We start from the raw sequence: 25,618 nt of genomic DNA on the forward strand, positions 1-25,618 counted from the left end.
GAAATGTACGGCGCTGTCGAGACACGAAACCCTCCAGAAAGTGGCTTGAAATGGTGTCCACCAAAAATAGGTGGACACCATGCCGTTATCTGGAAGAAGCGGGGAGATGGGTTCGGCGGACGGTTACGCAGCTTAGCCGCGCCCAGCCCGAGCACTGCCCAGGTGGTCAGGCAGGGTAGGGCGATCAGGAAGAACAGCAGGGCATGGAGCAGGTAGCGGCCGGCATCCGCATTGGCGCCCGCGAACACGCTGACTACCGCGAACGCCATCATCCAGGTTTTCGGGTTGACCAGTTGCAGGCCGGCGGCGCCGAGTGCGCCGAGTCGTCGGCTGGTCGCGGGTGCCAGGAGTGGGTCGGCCGGGCTGGTCGCGATCTGCCAGGCCAGGTAGAGCAGCCAGCCCAGGCCGAGCCAGGTCATCGACTGTTGCAGTTGCGGATGGCGCAGCAGCCATTCGCCGGCGCCGAGGCCCACCAGCAGCACGATGGCGGCTGCGGCCGAGCCCGCGCCGAGGATGATCGGCACGGCGGCGATCACCCCGAAGCGCGAGCTGTTGCTCAGCACCAGGATATTGGTCGGCCCCGGTGTGATGGACGCGACGAAGGCGAACAGTGCGAATGGCAGCCACTGGCTCATTGTGCACTCCTCGTCGTGGTGTGCGGGGCGAAGGGCTGATCGAGAGGGGTTGCGGTGGTGGTGCTGGGCATGGGCAGGACTCGTTCGTGGCTGACGAGCGATTGTTGCCCTGGCTCCTTTCAAGCGTCTGGAAGATTCGAGCAGCGCCTGCGGTAATGCGCCGGCGTCAGCCCGTAGGCGCGCCGGAACCAGCGGCCCAGATGGCTCTGGTCGGCGAAGCCGAGCGTCATGGCGACCTGTGCCGGCGGCTGTCCGGCTGCCAGCAGTTGCCGGGCCTTGGCCAGGCGAAGCTGGACCAGGTAGGCATGCGGCGCGAGGCCGAAGGCCGCCTTGAAGGCCCGTGACAAGCGAAAGCGGTCTACGCCGGTCACCGCTGCCAGATCGTCCAGCCCCAGGTCCTGATCCGCATGCGCATGCAGGTAATCCCGCGCCCGCAGCGCCACCATCGGCAACCGGGGATCGGATACGTCGCGGGGGCGCCAGGACAGATGCCGCGCCAGCGTGCCCAGCAGTGCATCCAGCGCCGCTTGCCGCACGATGCGCAGCTCCCTGCCCTGCAACGCCTGAAAGGCATCGGCGATGACCGCCACCAGTGCCGGCTCGCTCGCCAGCGTCTTGGCGAACGCCGGTTGGCACTGGTTCGGCGCATCCTCGAACAAGGCCCGCAGCTCGCGCTCGATCCACTGCGGGTCCAGATACAGCATCGAATAGGTGAAGCCGCCCTGGGCCGGGGCGTGGCCGTCATGAATCTCGCCGGGCTCGAGCAGGAACACCTGCCCCGGCGTGCTGCTGTGCAGTTCCCGGCGGCAGTGGAACTGCTGGATGCCTTGCTCGGTGAAGCCGATCAGGTAGCTTTCGTGAAAGTGCGGGTCGTAGGCGTGGCCTTCGAAATGGGCACGGATCGTCTCGATGCCGGTCTCGGCATCCTTCTTCAGATCGATCCAGTCATGCGTACCCATGGCGGCTCCGGAAACGCGCGGCGTGCTTGGGAAGGTAAAGCGCATTCGACTTCATTTTCGACCAAGGCGAGCGGGGATTCTGGAATATTTGTGCAGCGGAATGCGGCGGTGCACGCCGGCCTTCTCGCCACGTGTATGTCGCACCAGTGTGTCAGTAGACCACGGTCTGCTGATCCAGATGGCGTTCAACGACCGTCGGCATGGACCACGGGATCGGGGCAGGGCCTACCGAAAAAAAGCCGCCCGGATGGGCGGCCAACCAACAGGCGCGCTGGAAACAGGTTTGGCGCCGGCGGACGTCAGCGGATGCCGAGCGTACGCAGCGCTGCCGGCGTAAAGTCCGAGGTCTTGGCCTTGAGGCCGAACTGATAGGCTTTGTTCACCTTGTTGAACATGTAGTTGGCCAGGTAGCGCCGGAGATCAGGTCGTAGGTAGGCATGAGCTGCATTATTTCCCGAAAAGATCTTGCTTCCAGGATGAATGCATGGGCTAATTGTCCCAAGTCCCGGGATCAGGGACAGATGGGTCGAGGGAAACATGAAAGGTCAAGACATCGGCGTACTCCTCAAACTGGTTTGTCTGCAGCGACACGAATCTCACGGAAAGGCTGTGGCTACCTGGCCGCATGACTGGAAAGACTGGCAGAGCCTTGAAGAGGATCCATTGGGAGCAACTGCGGAAGAGCTGGACCCGGATGTCGGAATCATCAGCCTTTCACGCTATACGGCCCGCTCTCTGGAGATGCAGACTGGCATCAGCAAGACACAGATAAACCGCTCGCTCAAACACTGCATGGACATTGGTCTGGCTAGGAACGACCGCAAGCTAAATGTTCCTAGGGCCAATACCAAGGCGCTGATGGAGTTCATCGTTTACGGTTTGAAATACGTTTTCCCTGTTCGACCAGGCGAACTGACTCGTGGCATTTCGACCAGCTTTGCCGCCCCTGTGCTGGCCAATCAGCTTCTCAGTGCTGGAGAGCACCCGCTGGTTTGGTCATACGCACGCGGCAACACCATGGGCATGAAGGTAGAACCGCTGTTCAAGACAGCGCCCGATGCGGCGAGAAGGGATCCGGAAATGTACGCGCTACTCGCCTTGGTCGATGCAATACGCCTCGGCCAGCCACGCGAAAGCAACCTGGCAGCAAAAAACCTGCAAGAGCGCTTGGAGTTTCGATGAGTGTATTCAATGTCCTGCAAGACATGCTCAAAGAGGTTGCCAAGGCACTTGGGCCCGATATGTGCCAGCAGATGACCTTCGTTGGTGGTTGTACCACCGGTCTGCTGCTGACCGATGACTTCACCCGCGAGCAGGTCCGAAGTACGGAAGATGTCGATCTGATCGTGCATGTCATGGGGGCAATAGGCTTCGTCCGCCTACAAGAACAGCTTTCCCAGCGAGGCTTTCGGCTCAGCCCGAACGACGAGGGGGATGATCTACCGATCTGCGCTATGAAGTTGGGCGAGTTGCGCGTCGACTTCATGCCGGACGACGATACCCTCGGATTCAGTAATCGTTGGTACAAAGACGCCATGGCCACTGCAACGCCATATGAGTTGGATGCGGAAACCACCATCAATCTCGTCAGCCCCGTCTACTTTGTCGCCACCAAACTGGAGGCGTGGAAAGGCCGTGGCCGTGGCGATGCGCTAACCAGTCGAGACATTGAGGACATTCTCCACTTGGTCGACGGGCGTCCCGAGTTGCTGGGCGAAATTCAGAGCGCCAAGGTTGAGGTCAGCACTTACATAAGCCACGAAGTCGCCAAGCTACTGGACGATAACAATTTCGAGTATGCCGTAAGCGCTCAGTCTAGAGGCGATTCAGATCGCGAAAATCTGTTGTTCGAACGGCTGGAGTCACTGGCCGGAGTCCGCCCTTGATGCAAATTGACTGGAGCAGTCGCCAAGGACGGCGGACACGAAGCAACAATGATGCCGCCGCTGTCGGCCACAAAGGTCACTACCTGCTGGCAATGCTGGTGGATGCAGCCGAGAAAGGTGATGGTCACGCCTTGGCGCGACACTGGGCCCAAATCATTGTCAAAAATGCACTTGCCGCCAACGAGCCGCCGAATACGGCTAGCCTGGTCGATGTGATGCGCGTCGAACAGCATAAGCTGCGCCATCAACACCTGCATGCCGTCGCCAGCTACTGCTGCGCGCTTGTCGACCTGCGGCTGCAGCAACTGCATCTCCTGCACGTGGGAGATTGCCGGGCCGGCATCCGCCAGAGCAGCGGTCATATCGACTGGCTGACCCGTCCGCATGATCTGAGCCAGCAACCCATCTGGCCGGCCTCATACGTGGAAGCTTCGCAGTACCGCCATATGCTGACCCGCTCTTTGAATGCAAAGCGCTTCTACGTCCCGGAATGTCAGAACATCCCTTTCCCCGTGGATGCCAGTCTGGTCCTTTGCAGCGATGGCTACTGGTACGAACACCAGCAATTGGGTGTTGCTCTGCAAGAAGTAGAGGACGACACAAGCATCTTGGTTTTGCAGCCGAACAAACCTGCTCGCGCCTCAACGAACAGCGAAGGCCTTTTCATCATTTCGGTATGAGCCGAATCGATTAACCCGACTTGGTAGGCACCAGATGCTCGCTTCTGGGCCGGTTTTGGTTTTTGGCAAATGGCCGTTTTCTGCCGCTCACCATCGGCCCTCTGAGGCAAATCTATTTTTAGGTTCTTGCGTTCAGCTATGTCCGGTACTGTATCGGACAACATCAATTCGCTTACCGCCCCTCCAACCACCGCAACACCCCCTCGGCCGCTGCCTTCCCCGTAGCGAAACACGCAGTAAGCAGATAACCCCCGGTCGGCGCCTCCCAATCGAGCATTTCGCCGGCGCAGAACACGCCGGGGAGCTGGCGCAGCATCAGGTTGGTGTCCAGTGCCTCGAACGGTACGCCGCCGGCGCTGCTGATGGCTTCGTCCAATGGGCGCGGGCGGAGCAGGGGGATGGGCAGGGCCTTGATCGCGGTGGCCAGGGCTTGCGGGTCGTGGAAGGTGTCGGCGTCGGTGAGCTCGCGCAGCAGGGCGGCCTTGGCGCCATCCAGGCGCAGGTGGCGGTGCAGGTGCTTGGCCATGGAGTGCGAGCCGCGCGGTTTGGCCAGGGCAGTGGCGATCTGCTGTTGCGAGCGGTCCGGCAGCAGGTCGAGCAGCACGGTGGCCGAGCCCTGTTGCTCGATGCGCTCGCGAATCGGCGCTGACAGCGCATAGACCAGGCTGCCTTCGATGCCCGTGGCGGTCAGGACGAATTCGCCCTTGCGCGGGGTATCGCCGGGCAGCGCGAGGGTGACGGTCTTGAGCGGGGTGCCGGCGAAGCGTTCGCGCAGGTGGGCGCTCCAGCCGGCCACTTCGAAGCCGCAGTTGGCTGGCCGCAGCGGTGCGATGGCGATGCCGCGGGCCTGCAGCAGCGGCACCCAGGCGCCGTCGGAGCCCAGTCGTGCCCAACTGCCGCCGCCCAGGGCGAGCAGGGTGGCGTCCGGGGCGAGCAGGCTTTCGCCTTCCGGGCCGGCGATACGCAGCGCGCCGTGCTCGTCCCAGCCCAGCCAGCGCCGGCGGGTATGGATCTGTACGCCTCTGTCGCGCAGGCGCTTGAGCCAGGCGCGCAGCAGCGGCGCGGCCTTCATGTCGGTGGGGAAGACGCGGCCGGAGCTGCCGACGAAGGTGTCGATGCCCAGGCCATGAATCCACTCGCGTAGCGCATTCGGTGTAAAGGCTTCCAACAGCGGGCGCAGTTCGCCGGCCCGTTCGCGGTAGCGCTCGATGAAGGCGGCGAAGTTCTCGGCATGGGTGATGTTCATGCCGCCGACGCCGGCCAGCAGGAACTTGCGGCCCACCGAGGGCATGGCGTCGTACAGGTCCACCGTTACGCCGGCCTGGCTCAGCACTTCGGCGGCCATCAGGCCGGAGGGGCCGCCGCCGATGATGGCGATACGGGAAGGCGTGGCGGTCGGGAGCATGGTTCTGGCCTGGCGGTGTGGGGCGGGGCGGGCATTGTAGCGGCTGTTCAGCCCAGCCCGTAGCGCCGCCAGGCCGCGGCGGCGCTGAAATGCAGCTGGGCGTGGCGGCGGGCGAGCAGAGCGCGGTCCTTGTCGTAGCCGCCGCCGATCAGCCCGACCACCGGGATGTCGCGGCCCAGGCAGTGCTCGAGCACGGCGCTGTCGCGCGCGGCCAGGCCGGCGTCGCTGAGTGCGAGCAGGCCCAGGGCGTCGTCGCGGTGCACGTCGACGCCGGCGTCGTAGAGCACCAGGTCCGGCTGGTAGATCGGCAGCAGGTAGTTCAGCGTGTCGTGCACCGTCTTGAGGTAGGCCGCATCGCCCATGCCCGGCGGCAGCGGGATGTCCCAGTCGCTCTGGGCCTTGCGGGCCGGGAAGTTCTTCTCGCAGTGCAGCGAGACGGTGACCGCGTCGGGCACGTTTTCCAGGATGCGCGCGGTACCGTCGCCCTGGTGCACGTCGCAGTCGAAGATCAGCACGCGGCTGGCGCGCCCGCTTTCCAGCAGGTAGAGGGCGATCACCGCCAGGTCGTTGAAGATGCAGAAGCCCGAGGCATGGTCGCGATGAGCATGGTGGGTGCCGCCGGCCAGGTGGCAGGCCAGGCCGTGCTGCAGTGCCTGTTCGGCGGCGAGCAGCGAGCCACCCACGGCGCGCACCGTGCGCTGCGCCAGCTGCGGGCTCCAGGGCAGGCCGAGGCGGCGCAATTGCTCGCGGCTCATGTCGCCGCTGCAGTAGCGCTCGACGTAATCGGCATCGTGGGCGAGGGCGAGGACCTCGCGGCTGCACGTTTCGGGGCGCAATAGTGCCGCGTCCGTGGTCAAACCACTGGCGACCAGGTGGTCGCGCAGCAGGCGGAATTTCTCCATGGGGAAGCGATGGCCTGATGGCAGGGGCGGACTGTAGTCGTCGTGATACACCAGGGGCAGCGACATGAGCGATGCGAGTTCGACGAGGCGGGTAATGCGCCGGAGTATGCCGGCAGGCTGTCGGCACGCTCAAGGAGCGGGGGTGGCGGAGAAGCGGATCGAGCTGGAAACGCCGCGCCTGCGTTTGCGCCGCTGGCATGACGAGGACCTCGACCCGCTGGCGCAGATTTGTGCCGATCCGGAGGTGATGCGCTACCTGCCGGCTCCCCTGTCGCGCGACGAGAGCGCGGCGTTGCTGGTGCACTGCCGGCTGCACTTCCTGCGCTACGGTTTCGGCCTGTGGGTGATGGAGCGCAAGGATAGCGGGGCGCTCATCGGCTTTTGCGGGCTGGCCTGGAGTGCGCCGCAGCTGCCGTTCGCGCCGGCGGTGGAACTCGCCTGGCGGCTGGCGTGCGCGCATTGGGGGCAGGGCCTGGCCTACGAGGCGGCCGGGGCAGTGCTGGCCTGTGCCTTCGAGCGCCTCAAGTTGCCGGAGGTGATCGCCTATACCGCGCAGCTCAACGAACCCTCCCGCCAGCTGCTCGAGGCGCTCGGCATGCAGGCCGATACAGCGGGCGATTTCGACCATCCCGGCTTGCCACCAGGACATCCCTTGCGGCGCCAGCTATTTTATCGACAGCGCCGCAGCGATTGGCGTGGAGGCTGACCCGCGCAGGCGAAGCCCGTAACATTGCGCGCCTGCTCCGTCCCCTTATTCAAGGAAGCTGCAAATGACCCAGATACTCGACGCCCTGGTCCATCTGCTGACGCTGGAACGCATCGAGGAAAATCTCTTCCGCGGCACCAGCCAGGACCTCGGTTTTCCCCAGCTATTCGGCGGGCAGGTGCTCGGCCAGGCGATTTCCGCCGCGAGCCAGACGGTCGTCCCTGAGCGCCATGTGCATTCGCTGCACGGCTACTTCCTGCGCCCGGGTGATTCGCACCAGCCGGTGGTGTATGACGTCGACCGCGTACGCGATGGCGGCAGCTTCACCACGCGCCGGGTCAGTGCGATCCAGAAAGGCCAGACCATCTTCACCTGCATCGCCTCGTTCCAGGCCCAGGAGAGCGGCTACGAACACCAGCTGCCGATGCCCGACGTGATCGGCCCCGACGACCTGCCCAGCGAGTGGGAGCTGCTGGACAAGCTGTCGCCGATGGTGCCGGAGCGGGTGATGGAGAAGCTGCGCCGGCCCAAGCCCATCGAGATCCGTCCCGTCACGCTGGCGGACCCGGCCAACCCGCAGCCCATGGAGCCGGTGCGGTATATCTGGTTCCGTGCCGACGGCACGCTGCCGGACAGCCCGGCGCTGCACAAGTACCTGCTGGCCTATGCCTCGGACTTCAACTTCATCGGTACCGCGCTGCAGCCCCACGGAGTCAGTTCCTGGAGCAAGTTCATCCAGCTGGCGAGCCTGGATCATGCGATCTGGTTCCACCGCGAGTCGCCGGTCGACGACTGGCTGCTCTACGCCATGGACAGCCCCTGGGCCGGCAATGCCCGCGGCTTCGCCCGTGGCAACATCTTCAACCGCGAGGGCCAGCTGGTGGCCTCGGTGGCCCAGGAAGGGTTGATCCGCGTGCGCGAGGACTGGATGTGAAGATTGCCGAGGTGCGGCACTGGGTGTTCGACATGGATGGCACGCTGACCATCGCCGTGCATGACTTCGCCGCGATCCGCCGCGCCCTGGACATTCCGCCGGAAGACGACATCCTCCACCACTTGGCCGCACTCCCCGCCGACGAGGCGGCGGCCAAGCGCGCCTGGCTGCTGGAGCATGAGCGCGAGTTGGCCTATGCGGCCCGGCCGGCGGCCGGTGCCCGCGAGCTGCTGCAGCTGTTGCGCGAGCGCGATTGCCGCCTCGGCGTGCTCACCCGCAACGCCCACGAGCTGGCGCTGGTGACCCTGCAGGCGGTGGGTCTGGGCGACTGTTTCCTGCCCGAGGACATTCTCGGCCGCGACGAGGCGCCACCCAAGCCGCACCCGGGCGGCCTGCTGCAGCTGGCCGAGCGCTGGGGCGTCGATCCGCGGGAAATGGCGATGGTCGGCGACTACCGCTTCGACCTGGAATGCGCCCGCGCCGCCGGCGCCCATGGCGTGCTGGTCAACGTGCCGGAGAACCCGTGGCCGGAGCTGTGCGACCTGTATGCGCGTGATTGTCATGCGCTGCGTGGTGGGTTGTTCGGGACCTGAGGCCTAAAAACCATCGCCCCGGGTCGGGCCTCCCACCAGGGCAGCGAACGCCCCGCGAACCTGTAGGCGGCGCGCCCTCGCGGCGATGCGGGCCGCAGGCCTGCTAGAAGCCCAAGAGCATCGCCCCGGGGTCGGGCCTCCTACCAGAACAGCGAGCGCCCCGCGAACCTGTAGGAGGCGCGCCCTCGCGGCGATGCGGGCCGCAGGCCTGCCAGAAGCGCAAAGGCATCGCCCCGGCTCGGGCCTCCCACCAGGGCAGCGAGCGCCCCGCGAACCTGTAGGCGGCGCGCCCTCGCGGCGATGCGGGCCGCAGGCCTGCTAGAAGCCCAAGAGCATCGCCCCGGGGTCGGGCCTCCTACCAGAACAGCGAGCGCCCCGCGAACTTGTAGGGGCGCGCCCTCGCGGCGATGCGGGCCGCAGGCCTGCTAGAAGCCCAAGAGCATCGCTCCGGGGGCGGCCCTCCCACAAAAGCAGCCGCTGCACGCCGGTCCCAGTGTGGGCGCGCCCGCGCGGCGATGCAGGCCCCGCAGGCCTGCCAGGGGCTGAAAAAGCGTCGCCCCGGTCGGGGCCTTCACAAAAGTCCGTTAACACCGAACCCCTGTGGCAGTGGGCCGGGACGCTAAAGCCGTGCCACGCCGAAGGTATCGCAGCGGCCGGGGTCGCCGTGCTCGAAGCCGTCGCGGAACCAGCGTACGCGCTGCGCCGAGGTGCCGTGGGTGAAGGCGTCGGGGACCACGCGGCCCTGGCTCTGTTGCTGCAGGCGGTCGTCGCCGATGGCGTTGGCGGCGTTCAGCGCTTCTTCCAGGTCGCCTTCCTCCAGCCAGTCATGGCGCTGCTGCGCGTGGTAGGCCCAGACGCCGGCGAAGCAGTCGGCCTGCAGCTCCTGGCGCACCAGCAGGCCGTTGTCGCCCTCCATGCGTGCGCCGCGCTGGCGGGCGGCCTGCATCTGCCGCGAGACGCCGAGCAGGGTCTGCACGTGGTGGCCGACCTCGTGGGCGATCACGTAGGCCTGGGCGAAGTCGCCGGCGGCGGAGAAGCGCCGGGCCATGTCGTCGAAGAACTGCAGGTCGAGGTACACCTGCTGGTCGCCCGGGCAGTAGAAGGGGCCGACGGCCGAGCTGGCGAAACCGCAGGCCGAGTTCACACCGCCGCGAAACAGCACCAGGGTCGGATCGCGATACTGCGCGCCGCCCTGCTGGAACAGGGCGCGCCAGGTGTCTTCGGTGTCGCCGAGCACGGCGCGGACGAATTCCACCTGCGGATCGTCGCCGCTGGGCCGCTGGCCCTGCGGGGAGACGCTGGTGCCGGTCTGGTTGGCCAACTGGTCGAGAATCTGCAGCGGGTCCTGGCCGGAGAGCAGGCCGATCACCACGACGATGGCGATGCCGCCCAGGCCCAGTCCACCGCCCAGGCGCATGCCGCTGCGGCCCCTGGCGTCCACCACGTTGTCGCTGCGTCGGGCTCGATTCCAGCGCATGAGTTATCCCTCTGAAACGGTTGGCGGGAGCGCGCGGCCGTAGCGAAGCGGCCGCTGTTTTCCACTCAGACCCGTTCGGCGCGAAAAAGCTGCAGTCGTGACAGGCGCTGGATCGATCAGTTGCCCGGGTACTCGGCGATCACGCGCTCCTGGCCCTGCCCGCTGACGCCGATCACCTGGTAGGCATCCTTGCGCTCGCCCATTTCCATGCCCGGCGAGCCGAGCGGCATGCCGGGCACCGCGGCACCGATCAGGTCGGGCTGGGCGCGCAGCTTGAGGATGTCGGCAGCCGGCACGTGGCCTTCGACGAACTTGCCGTCGATCACGCCGGTATGGCAGGAGCCCAGGCGATGCGGCACGCCATGTTCCAACTTCACCGCGGCCATGTCGTTGACCACGTGGTCGGCGACGGCGAAGCCGTTTTGCTCGAGGTGATCGATCCAGGCGCTGCAGCAGCCACAGTTGGGGTCGCGGTAGACATCGATGGCGATCGGCTCGGCCGCCTGGGCGAGGCCGGCGAGCAGGGTGGGCAGAAGCAGGAAACGGCGCATAAGGGCTACTCCGACAAGCGAGGTGGGCAGGATAACGCCCGCCCAGCGGCCAACCCAAGGGCTGATCTGTGAGTGTTTGTCACATGCCAGGAGGCTTCCGACGGCCGGCGCAGGCGAACCAACCGCCGCTCGGAGCAGTCCGATGCCTATCGGGATGCCGAGTCGCACATCAGGAGAGTTTTCGATGCGTTTTGCCCGTTGCGTGTTGCTTGTGCAGGCGCTGGTAATGGTCAGCTTCAGCCTGGCTTATTGGCTGCGCCCCTACGAGATGGCGAACCTGAACGGCATGTTGCTCATGGAGGGCGCCTCGGTCAGCCACATGCGTGTCTACTACGGAGGCTTGCAGCTGGGGCTGGCGCTGTTTCTGCTATGGGCGACGCGGGCGCCCGAGCGGGCCCGGCCGGCGTTGGTGATGCTGATGATCACCATGACGGCACTGGTGCTCGGGCGGTTGGTGTCGCTCTGGCTGGATGGCGGCGAACTGGTCGGCTTCGACCTGGCCTCGCTGGTCTACCGGGTGCTGGCCGCCGCGCTGGCTGGCGCCGCCTGGCTGGCGATCCGCGAGCGCCCCGAACCGGCTTCGGAACGCATCGAGCCCCCGACCCGGCAGCTGGCCGGCGAGCCGCCGCAGCCGTTCAAGCGCGGCGATGCGCCGGAGCCGCCCGAGCCCGCCGACAGGGACGTGCCGCAACCCTTTCGCCGTGGCGACCCCGGCCCGTAGCCGCCGCTGCGCTTCGGTCTAGCGGGTGCTGCCGGCCAGGCGCTCGTATTCGCGGGTCAGGTCTTCCATCTTGCGTAGCAGCGATTCGCTGGTGGTGACGATGACCGTCGGCACGAAGCGCGAGTCGTCCGCCAGGCTGAAGCCGGCCTGGGCGAAGCGCCACTGGGTGCCGACCTGCTCGAGCTGGCGGTTGATCCGTTCGCTGTTCTGCGGCGCGGCGCGCAGTTCCTGCAGGCCGCGGTCGAATTCGGCCACGGCGGTCTCGAAGTCGTCGCGCAGGCGGTTGTCCGGCAGTTTCCAGCTCATGGCCAGGTAGAGCATGGCGATGCGCTGGCTGAGCATGCGCTGGCGGCCGCTGCGATTGACCAGCCGTGCCGCCTGGTTGCCGCTCTGCCGCTCGATTTCCAGTACCAGCGCTTCGCTCTGGGTGAGGAAGCGGTCGGCGAGGCGCAGCAGTTCGGCCGATTGCTGGCGGTCCGGGCGGGTCAGCGCCAGTTGCCGGTACTGCTGCCAGGTCTCGACGGCTTGGTCGAGCGCCTTGCGCACGCTGCTGCTGGAGGCGTAATCGTCCAGGGCCAGGGTGTTTTCCTCGACGCTGGCGATGCTCGCGTCCAGCTGGCTGGCCGCCAGGTCGGCGCGGGTTTCGGTGGCGATCATCAGGTAGCTCTTGGCGATGCGCTGGCTGAGCATGCGCTGCATGCCGGCGCGGTTGACCGCCTCGGCATCGCTGATGGCGGCGTGGCCGGGGAGGCCGGCGAGCAGCAGGGCCGCCAGCAGCGCGAGCCGCAAAAGGTGTTGGAGCATGGGTGAGAATCCTTGGTCGTAGGGCTGCATGCCGGGCCGCCGTTGCGCGGGCGGCCCGGCTGGTCGGTCAGTAGCTGTACTGCAGCTGCGCCCAGAGTTTTTCCGTGTCGACCGAATAGTCGTCCGCGTCGTAGCCGGCGTACTTGACGGTGGCGACCAGCCCCTTGAGCAGCGGGATGGCGTGGCTGTAGGCGATGTCGATCTCCTCGCCGTACTGCCGGCTGCCGCGTTCGGCGCGGAAGTCGTGGTACCAGGCCTGCAGGGTGCCGCCGAACAGCGGCAGGCTGCCGCCGAGGTAGACGTCCTGCACGCCGTCCTCGGGGGTCAGCAGGAAGCTGTCGGCCCAGCCCTGGAACATGTGCTTGGTGGCCAGCGGGGTCTGGAAGGCGCGGTTGCCCGGCGTCGAGTCGCCGCCGAGCACTTCCATGCCGGCCTTGAGCGCCACGCCCTTGAGCGTGTAGCCCAGCTCGGCCAGGTAGTACTCGCTGTCGAGGTCCAGCGGATTGTCGGCGTAGTCCTTCTGCCGGGCGTATTCCAGGGCATAGCCGACGCCGGCAAGGGTGCCGTTCAGGCGTACGCCGGTGGTCTTGCTGGACAGCGTGCCGTAGTCGGCGGCCGCGCTGGCGGCGAGGTTGTCCAGGCCCAGCAGGTAGCCGTAGGCGGTCACGGTCAGTTCGGGGCCGAACTGGTACTGGGCGTTGAGCAGGTGGCTGTGGCCTTCGATGTTGGCCGGGTTGCTGCGGTTGTCGAAGCGGTTGTCCTCGGGGCCGAAGATGCTGTTGATGTTGTCGATGTAGGCGTAGGTCAGGGTCATCCCGTCGAGCGGCTTCAGCTGGCCGAGCGCGCCGTCGTAGGTCTGCTCGTTCTGCCGCCAGCCGACGCCGCCGACGAAGCGCTGGTTGTCCAGGTTGATGCGCTGGCGGCCGACCACGGCGCTGCCCAGGGCGTGGTCGTAGCGCAGCAGCGCCTGGTTGATCTCGCTGCCGTCCGGATCGGGCACCGCCGAATAGTCGCTCTGGCCGTTGCGGGTGTCGTTGTAGGCCGCTTTGCCCAGGCGACTGACGTTGTCCGCTTCGATCAGTGCCGAGAGACCGTACCACTTACCGCTCTGCACGCCGACGCGGGTACGCAGGGTCTGCGCGTTGGCATGCTCGAGCGCGTTGTCCTGGTCGACGTGCTCGTAGCGGTAGCGCAGGTCGAAGATCGGCTTCGCTTCGCTGAACAGGTTGCTGAAGTTTTCCTCCGCGCTGGCGGTGGCGCTGCAGGCGAGGCCCGCGGCGAGCAGGGCGAGGGTCAGGCGGGATGGCTGGATGCTGCTCATGGTGTGCTCCTGATTGGCTTCGGAGCAAACGATAGGCTGCTTGCCATCTTTGCAATTGATTGCCGTCAAGATGGCAAAAACGCCAATGTATTTTGTGCTAAAAGCCACAGTTGGCGTGGCTTTCATAAAGTATTGAGGGTGTGGATGGCATTTTTGCCATGCGAGCGGAAGGGCGGCCGGCGCAGGTTTTCGCCGGCCTGCGGTGGAAGGGGGATCAGGCGCGCATCTGCTGGTTTTCCAAGGTCCAGACCGCGGCTTCGACCCGCGAACGCAGCCCCAGCTTGTGCAGCAGGTTCTTCACATGGACCTTGACGGTGCCCTCGGTGATGCCCAGCTTGCGGGCGATCATCTTGTTGCTCTGGCCCTTGGCGATCAGCCGCAGCACTTCCTTCTCGCGCTTGGTCAGGCTGGAGAACTGCACCTGGCCGGACGGCTTGGGGCGGACCCGGATGGCCTCGGCCAGCACCTGGGTCAGCTCCGGGCTGAGCACCATCTTGCCGGTGGCCGCCGTGCGGATCTGTTCGACCAGCTGCTCGGCGTCCATGTCCTTGAGCAGGTAGCCGTCGGCGCCGTTGCGCAGGGCTTCGAGCACGTGGCTCTGCTCGTCGGAGACGGTGAACATGATGATATGCGCGTCGACGTCGGCGTCGCGCATGCGGCGGGCGGTCTCCAGGCCGTCCATGCCGGGCATGTTCAGGTCCAGCAGGATCAGGTCCGGCTCCAACTGCACGGCCAGCCTGATGGCGTCCTCGCCGTTGCCCGCCTCGCCGACCGTTTCCAGGTCGTCTTCCAGGTCCAGCAGGTCACGCAGGCCGCGACGCATCATCGGGTGATCGTCCACGAGCAGGATGCGGGTGGTGGTCGTCGTTCCTTCGTTCATGCGTGACAGACTCCTGTTGCAGGGGAATGTGGCGATAGGCGGGCGGGAAGTGCAGGTGCACCCGCGTGCCGCCCTCGGGGCGTGGGCCAATGGTGATCGTGCCGTTCAGGCTGCTGGCGCGCTCGCGCAGGATGATCAGCCCGTAGTGACCGGCACGGCTGTCTTCGGTGGAGATTCCGATGCCATCGTCATCGATCCTGACGCGAATGGCGCCATTCGGCTCCTGGGTCAGGCTCAGCCAGCAATGGCTGGCCTCGGCATGCTTGACGACGTTGCTCAGCGCCTCGCGGACGATCTGCAGGCAATGCACTTCTTCGTTGGGGGTCAGCGGGCAGTGGTCGAGCTGGAAGTCGAGCGCGATCTGCAGCCCGGAGTTGGCGCTGAACTCGTCGATGGTCGCCTGCACGGCCGGCTTGAGCCCCGGCTCGTCGACCTTGATGCGGAAGGTGGTCAGCAGTTCGCGCAACTGGCGGTAGGCCGAGTTCAGCCCGCGGTCGATCTGTTCGACGCTGTCGTCCAGCTGGGCCTTGCCGCTGTCCTTGTGCATCAGGCGCTTGAGCCGTGCCAGCTGCAGCTTCTGCGCCGACAGCGCCTGGGCCAGGGAGTCGTGCAGCTCGCGGGCGATCACCGCGCGTTCTTCCATCAGTGCCAGGCGCGCCTGTTTCTGGCCCAGCTGCGCCAGGCTGAGGGAGGCGGCGAAGAGGTCCGCCAGGGTGGTCAGCAGCAGCGTCTGCCAGGGCTCCAGGAGCTCGCTCTCGGCGTGCGCGACCCTCAGCAGGCCCAGCTCGTCCTGGCCGGAGCGCAGCTCGAAGCTGGCCAGCTTTTCCCCGCTCGGCAACACGCCGCAGCGGTTCACCGGGCACTGTGCGCAGTCGGGCAACTGGCAGTACTCCGGGGGGCGCTGGTCCCGCGAGGTCATCGCCGTGTGGCTGCCGGCCTCGGAGGCGTAGTTCAGGCACAGCGAGATCTGCCCGGTGCCGAGCACCTGCTGCACCTTGCCCAGCAGCGAGCCCATCATCTGCGACGGGTCTTCGGGCTGGCTGTAGAGCATCTGCGCGCTGTTGAACAGCAGCTGCAGGGTGGCGTTGCTGCGGGTCAGGGCGGCGGTCTTCTCGTCCACCTTCTGTTCCATCTGCGCATACAGGCTGGCCAGTTCCTGGCTCATCTGGTTGAGCGTGCGCGCCAGCAGGCTCAGCTCGGTCTCGCCGGGAATCCGCACCTGGCCGCTGAAGTCGCCCTGGCCGATGTCGCGCGCCATCTTGGTCAGGCTGCGCAGCGGCGTCGCCAGGTTGTTGTGCAGGCCGTAGACCAGCACGAAGGCGATCGCCACGATGACGAACAGGGTGCCGGCCTGCAGGGCGCGGATGACGCCCAGCTTGCCTTCCGACGCCTCCTGCAGCGTGTGCACGAAGACGTCCAGTTCGCTGACGAAGGTGTGTGCTTCCTGGCGGTACTCGGCCAGCCGCGCGTTCGGGCCGTCCAGCAGCGGGCGCATGCGTTGCTGCCAGTGCCGCAGGACGGTGGCATGCAGGGCCGGCAGGTCGCTGTTGCGATGGCGGTGCAGGGCCGAGCGCAGCGAAGACGACTCCAGGGTGTTTTCCAGCGCGGCGATGTGTTCCGCGAGCGCCTGCGGCGATCCCTGTTCGGCGACGAAGGCCAGCCGGTAGGTCTGCATGCGCAGGCTGCCGGCATGGTTGATCGCCTCGGCGTCGCCTTCCAGGGCATCGGCCAGATACAGGCTGCCGAGCAGGCTCATGAGCGAGAAACCGATGATCACCACGAACGCCACGAGCGTGTTGAACACGATCGAGTGGCGGGTGGAGAGCTGCTCGCTTTCGGAGGAATACATGGCGGGCTCACAGGGGCATCGAGGACGTCATTCTGCGCTCTGTAAAGGCGGCTTGACCATGGCGCTGGCTATACCTCCAACGCTTTTCGGCGACGAACGGTACGCTCTGGGGCGACTTAGTCCTTCTTATAGCTATTTGATTTAAAAGGATTTTATTTCGATGGGTGGGAGTAACCCGAAAGAGGTAGAAAAGCCCGGGTAAGCAAATTGTCGCGCCCTGCGTGTTGATTTGAATCAACTGTGGATCGATCCCCGGCCCTTAGCGTGCGGGCCATTCCTGACCCCCGTTGCGTTAGCAGCAGGGTCTCGGCGCCAAGAGGATCGACCATGAGCAATATCGAAAAGTGGGACGTGGAGGACCAGACCTTCTGGGATACCACTGGCAAGCGCGTAGCCAACCGCAATCTGTGGATCTCCATTCCAAGCCTGCTGATGGGCTTCGCCATCTGGCTGATGTGGGGCATCGTCACGGTGCAGATGCTCAACCTGGGCTTTCCCTTCGAGCCCGCCGAGCTGTTCACCCTCACCGCCATCTCCGGCCTGACCGGCGCCACCCTGCGCATCCCGGCGTCGTTCATGATCCGCATCGCCGGCGGGCGCAACACCATCTTCCTCACCACCGCCCTGCTGATGATTCCGGCGGCCGGCGCCGGCATCGCCCTGCAGAGCCAGGACACGCCGCTGTGGGTGTTCCAGCTGCTGGCCTTCCTCTCCGGCATCGGCGGCGGCAACTTCGCCTGCTCGATGAGCAACATCAGCGGCTTCTTCCCGAAGAGCCAGCAGGGCCTGGCCCTGGGCCTGAACGCCGGCCTCGGCAACTTCGGCGTGACCACCATGCAGATCCTCATTCCGCTGGTGATGACCGCCGGCGTGTTCGGCGCGCTGGCCGGTGCGCCGATGGAGCTGGTCAAGGACAGCGGCACGCTGATCGGCAAGATCCCCGCCGGCACCGAGACCTGGATCCAGAACGGTGGCTGGGTCTGGCTGGTGTTCCTGATCCCGCTGGCCTTCGCCGGCTGGTTCGGCATGAACAACCTGCTGGTGATCTCGCCTACCCCCGGCTACCCGGTGCACGCCTTCGGCAAGATCCTCGGCCTCTACGCCGTGGCCTTCGTCGCCGCCGCCATCGGCCTGTACCTCTACCTGCCGGCGCCCACCGGGCTCGGCGTGCTGAACATGTGGGCCGTGATGCTGCTGACCATCGGCCTGACCCTCGGCCTGCTGCGCCTGCTGCCGGGCAGCATCCAGCCGAACATCAAGCGCCAGTTCACCATCTTCCGCGACAAGCACACCTGGTCGATGAGCATCCTCTACATCCTGACCTTCGGCTCGTTCATCGGCTTCTCCATGGCGCTGCCGCTGTCGATCACGGTGATCTTCGGCTTCATGAACGACGTGGCCGCCGACGGCACCGTCACCCGCATCGCCAACCCCAACGCGCCGAGCGCACTGACCTACGCCTGGATCGGCCCCTTCATCGGCGCGCTGATCCGTCCGCTGGGCGGCTGGATCTCCGACAAGGTCGGTGGCTCCATCGTCACCCAGGTGATCTCGGTGGTGATGGTCATCGCCTCGGTCGCGGCCGGCTACGTGATGCACCAGGCCTATGGCTCCAGCCAGCCGGAGCAGTACTTCTTCGTCTTCCTGCTGCTGTTCCTGGTGCTGTTCGCCGCCAGCGGCATCGGCAACGGCTCCACCTTCCGCACCATCGGCGTGATCTACGACCGCGAGAAGGCCGGCCCGGTACTCGGCTGGACCTCGGCGGTGGCCGCCTACGGCTCCTTCGTCGCGCCCATCGTGATCGGCGAGCAGGTCAAGGCCGGCACCCCCGAGGTGGCGATGTACGGCTTCGCGGTGTTCTACGCGCTGTGCCTGATCCTCAACTGGTGGTTCTACCTGCGCCCCAACGCCTACGTGAAGAACCCCTGAGTCCGGAGTGCCGCCATGAAAATCATGATTGCCTACGACAACTCGCGTAACGCCAGGAAGGCCCTGGACGCCACCCTCGACATGTTCGGCCCGCTCAAGCCACTGATCATCCTCATCGGCGTGGTGGAAGAAAGCCGCGACACCAGCGACTCGGCCGTCGAGCTCTACGAGCGCGATCGCGGCGAGTTCCAGGCCTTCCTGCACGAGGCCGCCGACCGCGTCAGCGCCTTCGGCCTGGACGCCGACGTGATCCTCGCCGAGGGCGACGCCCGCAAGATGATCCTCAAGGCCGCCGAGCACAAGAAGCCCGACCTGCTGGTCATCGCGCGGCATTCCAACGAGCCGGACGGCGGCTTCATCTCCCGCTCGCTGAATCTGTTGGTCGACGAGCTCGACTACATGACCTTCGGCAGCGTCAGCGCCTTCCTGGCCCGCCGGGCACCGTGCCCGGTCCTGATCCAAGCCTGTCCCTGAGTGAGGAGCTCATCATGAGAGTTTCTACGCTGTTCGAATGGAAGCGCCCCGAGATCCGGGCCCTGCACCTGACCTGGATCGCCTTCTACATCTGCTTCTTCGTCTGGTTCGGCATGGCGCCGCTGGCCTCGAGCATGCTGAAAAGCGTGAACTGGCTGACGCCCGAAGACCTCAAGCTGTTCGCCATCGCCAACGTGGCGCTGACCATCCCGGCGCGCATCCTGGTCGGCATGGCGCTGGACCACTGGGGCCCGCGCCGGGTGTTTTCGGTGCTGCTGGTGGTGATGGCGATCCCGGCGCTGTTCTTCGCCTTCGGTGACAGCCGCGTCCAATTGCTGGTCTCGCGGCTGATCCTCAGCTCCATCGGCGCCAGCTTCGTGGTCGGCATCCACATGACCGCCATGTGGTTCAAGCCCAGGGACATCGGTTTCGCCGAAGGCTTCTATGCCGGCTGGGGCAACTTCGGTTCCGCCGCCGCCGCCATGAGCCTGCCGGCCATCGCCATCCACGCCTTCGGCGGGCCGGAAGGCTGGCGCTGGGCGATTGCCAGCTCGGCGATCATCATGGCCATCTACGGCGTGTACTACTGGTTCGCCCTCACCGACGGCCCGGCCGGTACCGTGCACCGCAAGCCGCACAAGGCCAGCGCGCTGGAAGTCAGCACCTGGGCGGACATGATCAAGCTGATCGTCTGGACCATCCCCATGGTCGGCGTGCTCGGCATCCTGGTCTGGCGCATCGAGAACATGGGCTACCTGGGCGCCACCGGCGCCATGATCTGCTACGCGGTGATCGCCCTGGTGGTGATCTTCCAGGTCGTGCAGATCCTGCGGGTCAACGTACCGATCCTGAAGAAGGGCGTGCCGGAGGACGACAAGTACCCCTTCAACACCGTGGCCGCGCTGAACTCCACCTACTTCGCCAACTTCGGCGCGGAGCTGGCGGTGGTGTCGATGCTGCCGATGTTCTTCGAGCAGACCTGGGGGCTGACGCCGACCACCGCCGGCATCATCGCCGCCTCCTTCGCTTTCGTGAACCTGGTGGCGCGGCCCATGGGCGGCCTGGTCTCCGACCGCTTCGGCAACCGCCGCTTCGTCATGCTGGCGTACATGCTGGGCATCGCCATCGGCTTCCTGCTGATGGGCCTGATGAACGCCAAGTGGCCGCTGATCGTGGCCGTGGCGATCACCGTGCTCTGCTCGGTATTCGTCCAGGGCGCCGAGGGCGCGACCTTCGGGATCATCCCGTCGATCAAGCGCCGCGTCACCGGGCAGATCTCCGGCATGGCCGGGGCCTACGGCAACGTCGGTGCCGTCTGCTACCTGACCCTGTTCACCTTCGTGAACCCCTCGCAGTTCTTCATGGTGATCGCCGCCGGTGCGTTCCTCAGCTTCGGGCTCTGCCTGCTCTGGCTGAAGGAACCCGAGGGCGCGTTCTCCGACGAGTACTACGTCTCCAGCGTCGACCGCGAACTGGAGGCCCGCCACAAGCTCGCGTCCTGACAATTTCAACGAAACGCGCCGGCCACATGGCCGGCGCCAGCCGAGATCGATAAGCCGACCGGTCGGGCCAGTGGTTCGCAACCGGAGTGAGGAGAGAAAACGATGAGCCACTTGCTCGATCAACTGCGCTTCTTCAACAGGAAGCAGGGCGAGTTCGCCGATGGTCATGGTGAAACCCGCATCGAATCCCGCGACTGGGAGAACGTCTACCGCTCGCGCTGGCAGTACGACAAGATCGTGCGTTCCACCCACGGGGTGAACTGCACCGGGTCGTGCTCCTGGAAGATCTACGTGAAGAACGGCCTGATCACCTGGGAAACCCAGCAGACCGACTACCCGCGCACCCGCAACGACCTGCCCAACCACGAGCCGCGCGGCTGTCCGCGCGGGGCCAGCTACAGCTGGTACATCTACAGCGCCAACCGCCTGAAGTATCCGAAGGTGCGCAAGCCGCTGCTGAAACTGTGGCGCGAGGCGCGGCGCAACATGACCCCGGTGGACGCCTGGGCCAGCATCGTCGAGGACAAGGCCAAGGCCGAGTCCTACAAGAGCAAGCGCGGCATGGGCGGCTTCATCCGCTCCAGCTGGGACGAAGTCAACGAGATCATCGCCGCGGCCAACGTCTACACCGTCAAGCAGTACGGCCCGGACCGCGTCATCGGCTTCTCGCCGATCCCGGCGATGTCCATGGTTTCCTACGCCGCAGGTTCCCGTTACCTGTCGCTGATCGGTGGCGTGTGCCTGTCGTTCTACGACTGGTACTGCGACCTGCCGCCGGCCTCGCCGCAGATCTGGGGCGAGCAGACCGACGTGCCGGAGTCGGCCGACTGGTACAACTCCAACTACATCATCGCCTGGGGCTCCAACGTCCCGCAGACGCGTACGCCGGATGCGCACTTCTTCACCGAGGTCCGCTACAAGGGCACCAAGACCGTCGCCATCACCCCGGACTACGCCGAAGTCGCCAAGCTCACCGACCTCTGGCTCAATCCGAAGCAGGGCACCGACGCCGCGCTGGCCCAGGCCTTCGCCCACGTCATCTTCAAGGAATTCCACCTCCAAAAGCCGAGCGCGTACTTCCGCGACTACGCCAAGCGCTACACCGACCTGCCGGTGCTGGTGCGCCTGAACGAGAAGGACGGTAGCTTTGTGGCCGATCGCTTCCTGCGCGCCTCGGACCTCGCCGATAACCTCGGCCAGGAGAACAACCCCGAGTGGAAGACCATCGCCGTCGACGACAAGACCGGCGTGCTGGTCTCGCCGCTGGGGTCGATCGGCTACCGCTGGGGCGAGAAGGGCAAGTGGAACATCGAGGCCCGCGAAGGCCAGGAAGGCCGTGACGTCGACCTGCGCCTGAGCCAGATCGAGGGCGGCGAGACCGCCGAGGTCGCCTTCCCGTACTTCGGCGGCATCCAGCACGAGCACTTCCAGCACGCCGAAGGCGAAAGCATCCAGCTGCGCCGCGTGCCGGTCCGTACCATCACCCTGGCCGACGGCAGCACCACCAAGGTCGCCACCGTGTTCGACCTGATGGCCGCCAACCTGGGTATCGACCGTGGCCTGGGCGGCGCCAATGTCGCGTCCAGCTACGACGATGCCAGCGTGCCGGGCACCCCGGCCTGGCAGGAAAAGATCACCGGCGTCTCGCGCGAGAAGGCCATCCAGATCGCCCGTGAGTTCGCCGACAACGCCGACAAGACCCATGGCCGTTCCATGATCATCGTCGGTGCGGCGATGAACCACTGGTACCACATGGACATGAACTACCGCGGCCTGATCAACATGCTGATGTTGTGCGGTTGCGTGGGCCAGACCGGTGGCGGCTGGGCGCACTACGTGGGTCAGGAAAAGCTGCGTCCGCAGTGCGGCTGGCTGCCGCTGGCCTTCGGCCTCGACTGGAGCCGTCCGCCGCGGCAGATGAACGGCACCAGCTTCTTCTACAACCACAGCTCGCAGTGGCGCCACGAGAAGATGAGCATCCACGAGGTGCTCTCGCCGCTGGCCGACAAGTCGCAGTTCCCCGAGCACATGCTCGACTACAACATCCGCGCCGAACGCGCCGGCTGGCTGCCGAGCGCACCGCAGCTCAACCGCAACCCGCTGCAGATCTGCCGTGACGCCGAGGCTGCCGGCATGTCGCCGGTCGACTACGTTACCCAGTCGCTGAAGGACGGATCGCTGAAGTTCGCCTGCGAACAGCCGGACAATCCGGATAACTTCCCGCGCAACATGTTCGTCTGGCGCTCCAACCTCCTGGGCAGTTCGGGCAAGGGCCACGAGTACATGCTCAAGTACCTGTTGGGCACCAGGAACGGCGTGATGAACGAGGACCTCGGCAAGCGCGACGGCTTCAAGCCGCTCGAAGCCGAATGGCAGGACGAGGGCGCTATCGGCAAGCTCGACCTGGTCACCACCCTCGATTTCCGCATGTCCTCGACCTGCGTGTACTCCGACATCGTTCTGCCGACCGCGACCTGGTACGAGAAGGACGACATGAACACCTCGGACATGCACCCCTTCATCCACCCGCTGTCGGCGGCCATCGATCCGGCCTGGGAAGCCAAGTCCGACTGGGAGATCTACAAGGGCATCGCCAAGGCCTTCTCGAAGATGGCCGAAGGTCAGCTGGGCGTGGAGAAGGACCTGGTCACCGTGCCGCTCCTGCACGACAGCCCCGGCGAACTGGCGCAGCCGTTCGGCGGCAGCGACTGGAAAACCGCGGGCGTCGATCCGCAGCCGGGCAAGAACTGCCCGAACATGGCCGTGGTCGAGCGCGACTACCCGGCCACCTACAAGAAGTTCACCTCCCTCGGCCCGCTGCTCGACAAGCTCGGCAACGGCGGCAAGGGCATCAACTGGAACACCCAGCACGAGGTCGATTTCCTCGGCGAGCTGAACTACACCGTGCGCGAGGAGGGCGTCAGCCAGGGCCGGCCGCAGATCGAATCGGCCATCGATGCTGCCGAGGTCATCCTCAGCCTGGCACCGGAAACCAACGGTCACGTTGCCGTGAAGGCCTGGGCCGCGCTGTCGGAATTCACCGGCCGCGACCACAGCCACCTGGCGCTGCCCAAGGAGCACGAGGCGATCCGCTTCCGTGACATCCAGGCGCAGCCGCGCAAGATCATCTCCAGCCCGACCTGGTCAGGCCTGGAAGACGAGCATGTGTCGTACAACGCCGGCTACACCAACGTCCACGAGTACATCCCGTGGCGCACCATCACCGGTCGCCAGCAGTTCTTCCAGGATCACCCCTGGATGCAGGCCTTCGGCGAGCAGCTGATGAGCTACCGGCCGCCGATCAACACCCGCACCATCGATTACGTGAAGGGCAAGAAGAGCAACGGCAACCCCGAGATCGTCCTGAACTGGATCACCCCGCACCAGAAGTGGGGCATCCACAGCACCTACTCGGACAACCTGATCATGCTCACCCTCAGCCGTGGCGGCCCGATCGTGTGGATGTCCGAAGTCGACGCCAAGAAGGCCGGCATCGAGGACAACGACTGGATCGAGTGCTTCAACGCCAATGGCGCTCTGACCGCCCGCGCGGTGGTCAGCCAGCGCGTGATGGAAGGCATGGTGATGATGTACCACGCCCAGGAACGCATCGTGAACGTGCCGGGCGCCGAGAGCACCAAGACCCGCGGCGGCCACCACAACTCGGTGACCCGCGTGGTGCTCAAGCCCACCCACATGATCGGCGGCTACGCCCAGCAGGCGTACGGCTTCAACTACTACGGCACCGTGGGTTGCAACCGTGACGAGTTCGTCGTGGTGCGCAAGATGGCCAAGGTCGACTGGCTCGACGGCCCGAACGGCAATGACCTGCCGCAACCCCTGCCGCAAGACATCTGAGGAATAAGGCCATGAAGATTCGTTCACAAGTAGGCATGGTCCTGAACCTGGACAAGTGCATCGGCTGCCACACCTGCTCGATCACCTGCAAGAACGTCTGGACCAGCCGCGAAGGCATGGAATACGCCTGGTTCAACAACGTCGAGACCAAGCCCGGCATCGGCTACCCGAAGGAGTGGGAAAACCAGGACAAGTGGAAGGGCGGCTGGGTGCGCAACGGCGACGGCACCATCAACCCGAAGATCGGCGGCAAGTTCCGCGTGCTGGCGAACATCTTCGCCAATCCGGACCTGCCGACGATCGACGACTACTACGAGCCGTTCGACTTCGACTACCAGAACCTGCACACCGCGCCGATTTCCGAGCATCAGCCGGTGGCACGTCCGCGCTCGCTGGTCTCCGGCCAGCGCATGGAGAAGATCGAGTGGGGCCCGAACTGGGAGGAAATCCTCGGTACCGAGTTCGCCAAGCGCCGCAAGGACAAGAACTTCGACAAGGTGCAGGCCGACATCTACGGCCAGTACGAAAACACCTTCATGATGTACCTGCCGCGCCTGTGCGAGCACTGCCTGAACCCGGCCTGCGCCGCGTCCTGCCCGAGCGGTGCGATCTACAAGCGCGAGGAGGATGGCATCGTCCTCATCGACCAGGAGAAGTGCCGCGGCTGGCGCATGTGCATCAGCGGCTGCCCGTACAAGAAGATCTACTTCAACTGGAAGAGCGGCAAATCCGAGAAGTGCATCTTCTGCTTCCCGCGCATCGAGGCCGGCATGCCGACCGTCTGTGCCGAGACCTGCGTGGGCCGCATCCGCTACCTCGGCGTGCTGCTGTACGACGCCGACCGCATCCATGAAGTGGCCAGCACCGTCAACGAGCAGGACCTGTACGCCAAGCAGCTGGAGATCTTCCTCGATCCGTTCGACCCGAAGGTCATCGAGCAGGCGCTCAACGACGGCGTTCCGATGTCGGTGATCGAAGCCGCGCAGAAGTCGCCGGTCTACAAGATGGCGGTGGACTGGAAGCTGGCCCTGCCGCTGCACCCGGAATACCGCACGCTGCCGATGGTGTGGTACGTGCCGCCGCTGTCGCCGATCCAGAACGCCGCCAGCGCCGGTCACGTCAGCATGGACGGCGTGCTGCCGGACGTCGACAGCCTGCGCATCCCGCTGCGTTACCTGGCCAACCTGCTCACCGCAGGTGACGAGGAGCCGGTCAAGCTGGCGCTCAAGCGCATGCTCGCCATGCGTGCCTACAAGCGCGCCGAGCAGGTCGATGGCGTGCAGGACCTCAAGGTGCTGGAGAGCGTCGGTCTGTCGGTGGCCCAGGTGGAGGACATGTACCGCTACCTGGCCATCGCCAACTACGAGGACCGCTACGTGATCCCGACCGCGCACCGCGAAGAGGCCATGAGCGATGCCTTCGCCGAGCGCTCCGGTTGCGGCTTCAGCTTCGGCAGCGGCTGCTCGGGCGCCTCGGACACCAATATGTTCGGCGCCAGGAAGGCCAACCGCCGCGACATCATCAAGACCGTCCAGCTGTGGGAGGACTGAGC

22 protein-coding genes are annotated in these 25,618 nt (G+C 65.6%); 12 read left to right on the top strand and 10 right to left on the bottom strand.

What is annotated here, in order from left to right:
• Nucleotides 1-635, bottom strand: a 635-nt coding sequence (locus CXK94_RS11710; protein ID WP_102894475.1) for a LysE family translocator, incomplete at its 3' end; no start/stop codon positions are given.
• A gap of 119 nt (nucleotides 636-754) precedes the next feature.
• Nucleotides 755-1,594: an AraC family transcriptional regulator gene (locus CXK94_RS11715; RefSeq protein ID WP_037041856.1), complete on the bottom strand. Its 840-nt coding sequence runs from the start codon at nucleotides 1,592-1,594 to the stop codon at nucleotides 755-757.
• A gap of 537 nt (nucleotides 1,595-2,131) precedes the next feature.
• On the opposite strand from CXK94_RS11715, the gene CXK94_RS11720 reads away from it, so the two are divergent.
• From CXK94_RS11720 to CXK94_RS11730, 3 genes are read left to right on the top strand one after another with little or no spacing between them, the layout of a single operon-like run.
• Entirely contained in the window at nucleotides 2,132-2,776 is a 645-nt protein-coding gene (locus tag CXK94_RS11720) for a hypothetical protein (RefSeq protein ID WP_102894476.1), read from the top strand.
• Nucleotides 2,773-3,480, top strand: coding sequence for a nucleotidyl transferase AbiEii/AbiGii toxin family protein (locus tag CXK94_RS11725; protein WP_102894477.1), 708 nt, complete (start codon nucleotides 2,773-2,775; stop codon nucleotides 3,478-3,480). Before CXK94_RS11720 ends, CXK94_RS11725 begins: the two co-directional genes overlap by 4 nt.
• On the top strand, nucleotides 3,480-4,160 hold the full coding sequence (locus CXK94_RS11730; RefSeq protein WP_102894478.1) for a hypothetical protein: 681 nt from the start codon (nucleotides 3,480-3,482) through the stop codon (nucleotides 4,158-4,160). Before CXK94_RS11725 ends, CXK94_RS11730 begins: the two co-directional genes overlap by 1 nt.
• Before the next feature lie 172 nt (nucleotides 4,161-4,332).
• Here CXK94_RS11730 and CXK94_RS11735 read toward each other — a convergent pair whose 3' ends face one another.
• Nucleotides 4,333-5,565 carry a TIGR03862 family flavoprotein gene (locus CXK94_RS11735; RefSeq protein WP_102894479.1) on the bottom strand — a complete coding sequence of 411 codons (1,233 nt, stop codon included), beginning with the start codon at nucleotides 5,563-5,565 and terminating at the stop codon, nucleotides 4,333-4,335.
• A gap of 47 nt (nucleotides 5,566-5,612) precedes the next feature.
• Entirely contained in the window at nucleotides 5,613-6,533 is a 921-nt protein-coding gene (locus CXK94_RS11740; protein ID WP_102894480.1) for a histone deacetylase family protein, read from the bottom strand.
• A 40-nt stretch (nucleotides 6,534-6,573) separates the two neighbouring features.
• On the opposite strand from CXK94_RS11740, the gene CXK94_RS11745 reads away from it, so the two are divergent.
• The 3 genes from CXK94_RS11745 (at nucleotide 6,574) to CXK94_RS11755 (ending at nucleotide 8,700) form a co-directional block, all read left to right on the top strand.
• The gene (locus tag CXK94_RS11745) at nucleotides 6,574-7,173 is read left to right on the top strand and encodes a GNAT family N-acetyltransferase (RefSeq protein ID WP_102894650.1); all 600 of its coding nucleotides are present in this window, start codon (nucleotides 6,574-6,576) and stop codon (nucleotides 7,171-7,173) included.
• 64 nt (nucleotides 7,174-7,237) lie between these two features.
• Entirely contained in the window at nucleotides 7,238-8,107 is an 870-nt protein-coding gene (tesB, locus tag CXK94_RS11750) for an acyl-CoA thioesterase II (RefSeq protein ID WP_037041868.1), read from the top strand.
• The gene (locus CXK94_RS11755; RefSeq protein WP_037041870.1) at nucleotides 8,104-8,700 is read left to right on the top strand and encodes an HAD family hydrolase; all 597 of its coding nucleotides are present in this window, start codon (nucleotides 8,104-8,106) and stop codon (nucleotides 8,698-8,700) included. The genes tesB and CXK94_RS11755 overlap by 4 nt, the downstream gene beginning before the upstream one ends.
• Nucleotides 8,701-9,319: 619 nt before the next feature.
• On the opposite strand, the gene ypfJ is transcribed toward CXK94_RS11755, so the two are convergent.
• Together ypfJ and CXK94_RS11765 are read right to left on the bottom strand one after the other, a co-directional pair.
• A complete protein-coding gene (gene ypfJ, locus CXK94_RS11760; protein WP_102894481.1) occupies nucleotides 9,320-10,177 on the bottom strand; it encodes a KPN_02809 family neutral zinc metallopeptidase in 858 nt (285 codons plus the stop codon).
• Nucleotides 10,178-10,293: 116 nt separating this feature from the next.
• Nucleotides 10,294-10,728 (bottom strand): DUF411 domain-containing protein, encoded by a 435-nt coding sequence (locus tag CXK94_RS11765; protein WP_102894482.1) that lies wholly within the window; start codon nucleotides 10,726-10,728, stop codon nucleotides 10,294-10,296.
• Nucleotides 10,729-10,912: 184 nt separating this feature from the next.
• On the opposite strand from CXK94_RS11765, the gene CXK94_RS11770 reads away from it, so the two are divergent.
• On the top strand, nucleotides 10,913-11,449 hold the full coding sequence (locus CXK94_RS11770) for a DUF4345 domain-containing protein (RefSeq protein ID WP_102894483.1): 537 nt from the start codon (nucleotides 10,913-10,915) through the stop codon (nucleotides 11,447-11,449).
• 18 nt (nucleotides 11,450-11,467) lie between these two features.
• Here the strand turns inward: CXK94_RS11770 and CXK94_RS11775 are convergent, their stop codons facing one another.
• From CXK94_RS11775 to CXK94_RS11790, 4 genes are all read right to left on the bottom strand, one after another.
• Nucleotides 11,468-12,253 carry a type IV pili methyl-accepting chemotaxis transducer N-terminal domain-containing protein gene (locus CXK94_RS11775; protein WP_102894484.1) on the bottom strand — a complete coding sequence of 262 codons (786 nt, stop codon included), beginning with the start codon at nucleotides 12,251-12,253 and terminating at the stop codon, nucleotides 11,468-11,470.
• Nucleotides 12,254-12,320: 67 nt separating this feature from the next.
• Nucleotides 12,321-13,574: an alginate export family protein gene (locus CXK94_RS11780; protein WP_102894485.1), complete on the bottom strand. Its 1,254-nt coding sequence runs from the start codon at nucleotides 13,572-13,574 to the stop codon at nucleotides 12,321-12,323.
• A gap of 214 nt (nucleotides 13,575-13,788) precedes the next feature.
• A complete protein-coding gene (narL, locus tag CXK94_RS11785) occupies nucleotides 13,789-14,400 on the bottom strand; it encodes a two-component system response regulator NarL (protein ID WP_256046204.1) in 612 nt (203 codons plus the stop codon).
• Nucleotides 14,378-16,303, bottom strand: coding sequence for a type IV pili methyl-accepting chemotaxis transducer N-terminal domain-containing protein (locus CXK94_RS11790; RefSeq protein WP_102894486.1), 1,926 nt, complete (start codon nucleotides 16,301-16,303; stop codon nucleotides 14,378-14,380). Before CXK94_RS11790 ends, narL begins: the two co-directional genes overlap by 23 nt.
• A gap of 327 nt (nucleotides 16,304-16,630) precedes the next feature.
• Between CXK94_RS11790 and CXK94_RS11795 the strand changes: the two genes are divergently transcribed.
• From CXK94_RS11795 to narH, 5 genes are all read left to right on the top strand, one after another.
• Nucleotides 16,631-18,232 carry a NarK/NasA family nitrate transporter gene (locus CXK94_RS11795; protein WP_102894487.1) on the top strand — a complete coding sequence of 534 codons (1,602 nt, stop codon included), beginning with the start codon at nucleotides 16,631-16,633 and terminating at the stop codon, nucleotides 18,230-18,232.
• A gap of 15 nt (nucleotides 18,233-18,247) precedes the next feature.
• Entirely contained in the window at nucleotides 18,248-18,706 is a 459-nt protein-coding gene (locus CXK94_RS11800; protein ID WP_102894488.1) for a universal stress protein, read from the top strand.
• Between the two features lie 14 nt (nucleotides 18,707-18,720).
• Nucleotides 18,721-20,208 (top strand): MFS transporter, encoded by a 1,488-nt coding sequence (locus CXK94_RS11805; protein WP_102894489.1) that lies wholly within the window; start codon nucleotides 18,721-18,723, stop codon nucleotides 20,206-20,208.
• Between the two features lie 102 nt (nucleotides 20,209-20,310).
• On the top strand, nucleotides 20,311-24,066 hold the full coding sequence (locus tag CXK94_RS11810) for a nitrate reductase subunit alpha (RefSeq protein ID WP_102894490.1): 3,756 nt from the start codon (nucleotides 20,311-20,313) through the stop codon (nucleotides 24,064-24,066).
• 11 nt (nucleotides 24,067-24,077) lie between these two features.
• A complete protein-coding gene (gene narH / locus CXK94_RS11815; RefSeq protein WP_102894491.1) occupies nucleotides 24,078-25,616 on the top strand; it encodes a nitrate reductase subunit beta in 1,539 nt (512 codons plus the stop codon).
• Nucleotides 25,617-25,618: the final 2 nt, after the last annotated feature.

It is taken from the genome of Stutzerimonas stutzeri (genome assembly GCF_002890915.1).
Classification (GTDB): Bacteria; Pseudomonadota; Gammaproteobacteria; order Pseudomonadales; family Pseudomonadaceae; genus Stutzerimonas; species Stutzerimonas stutzeri_AF.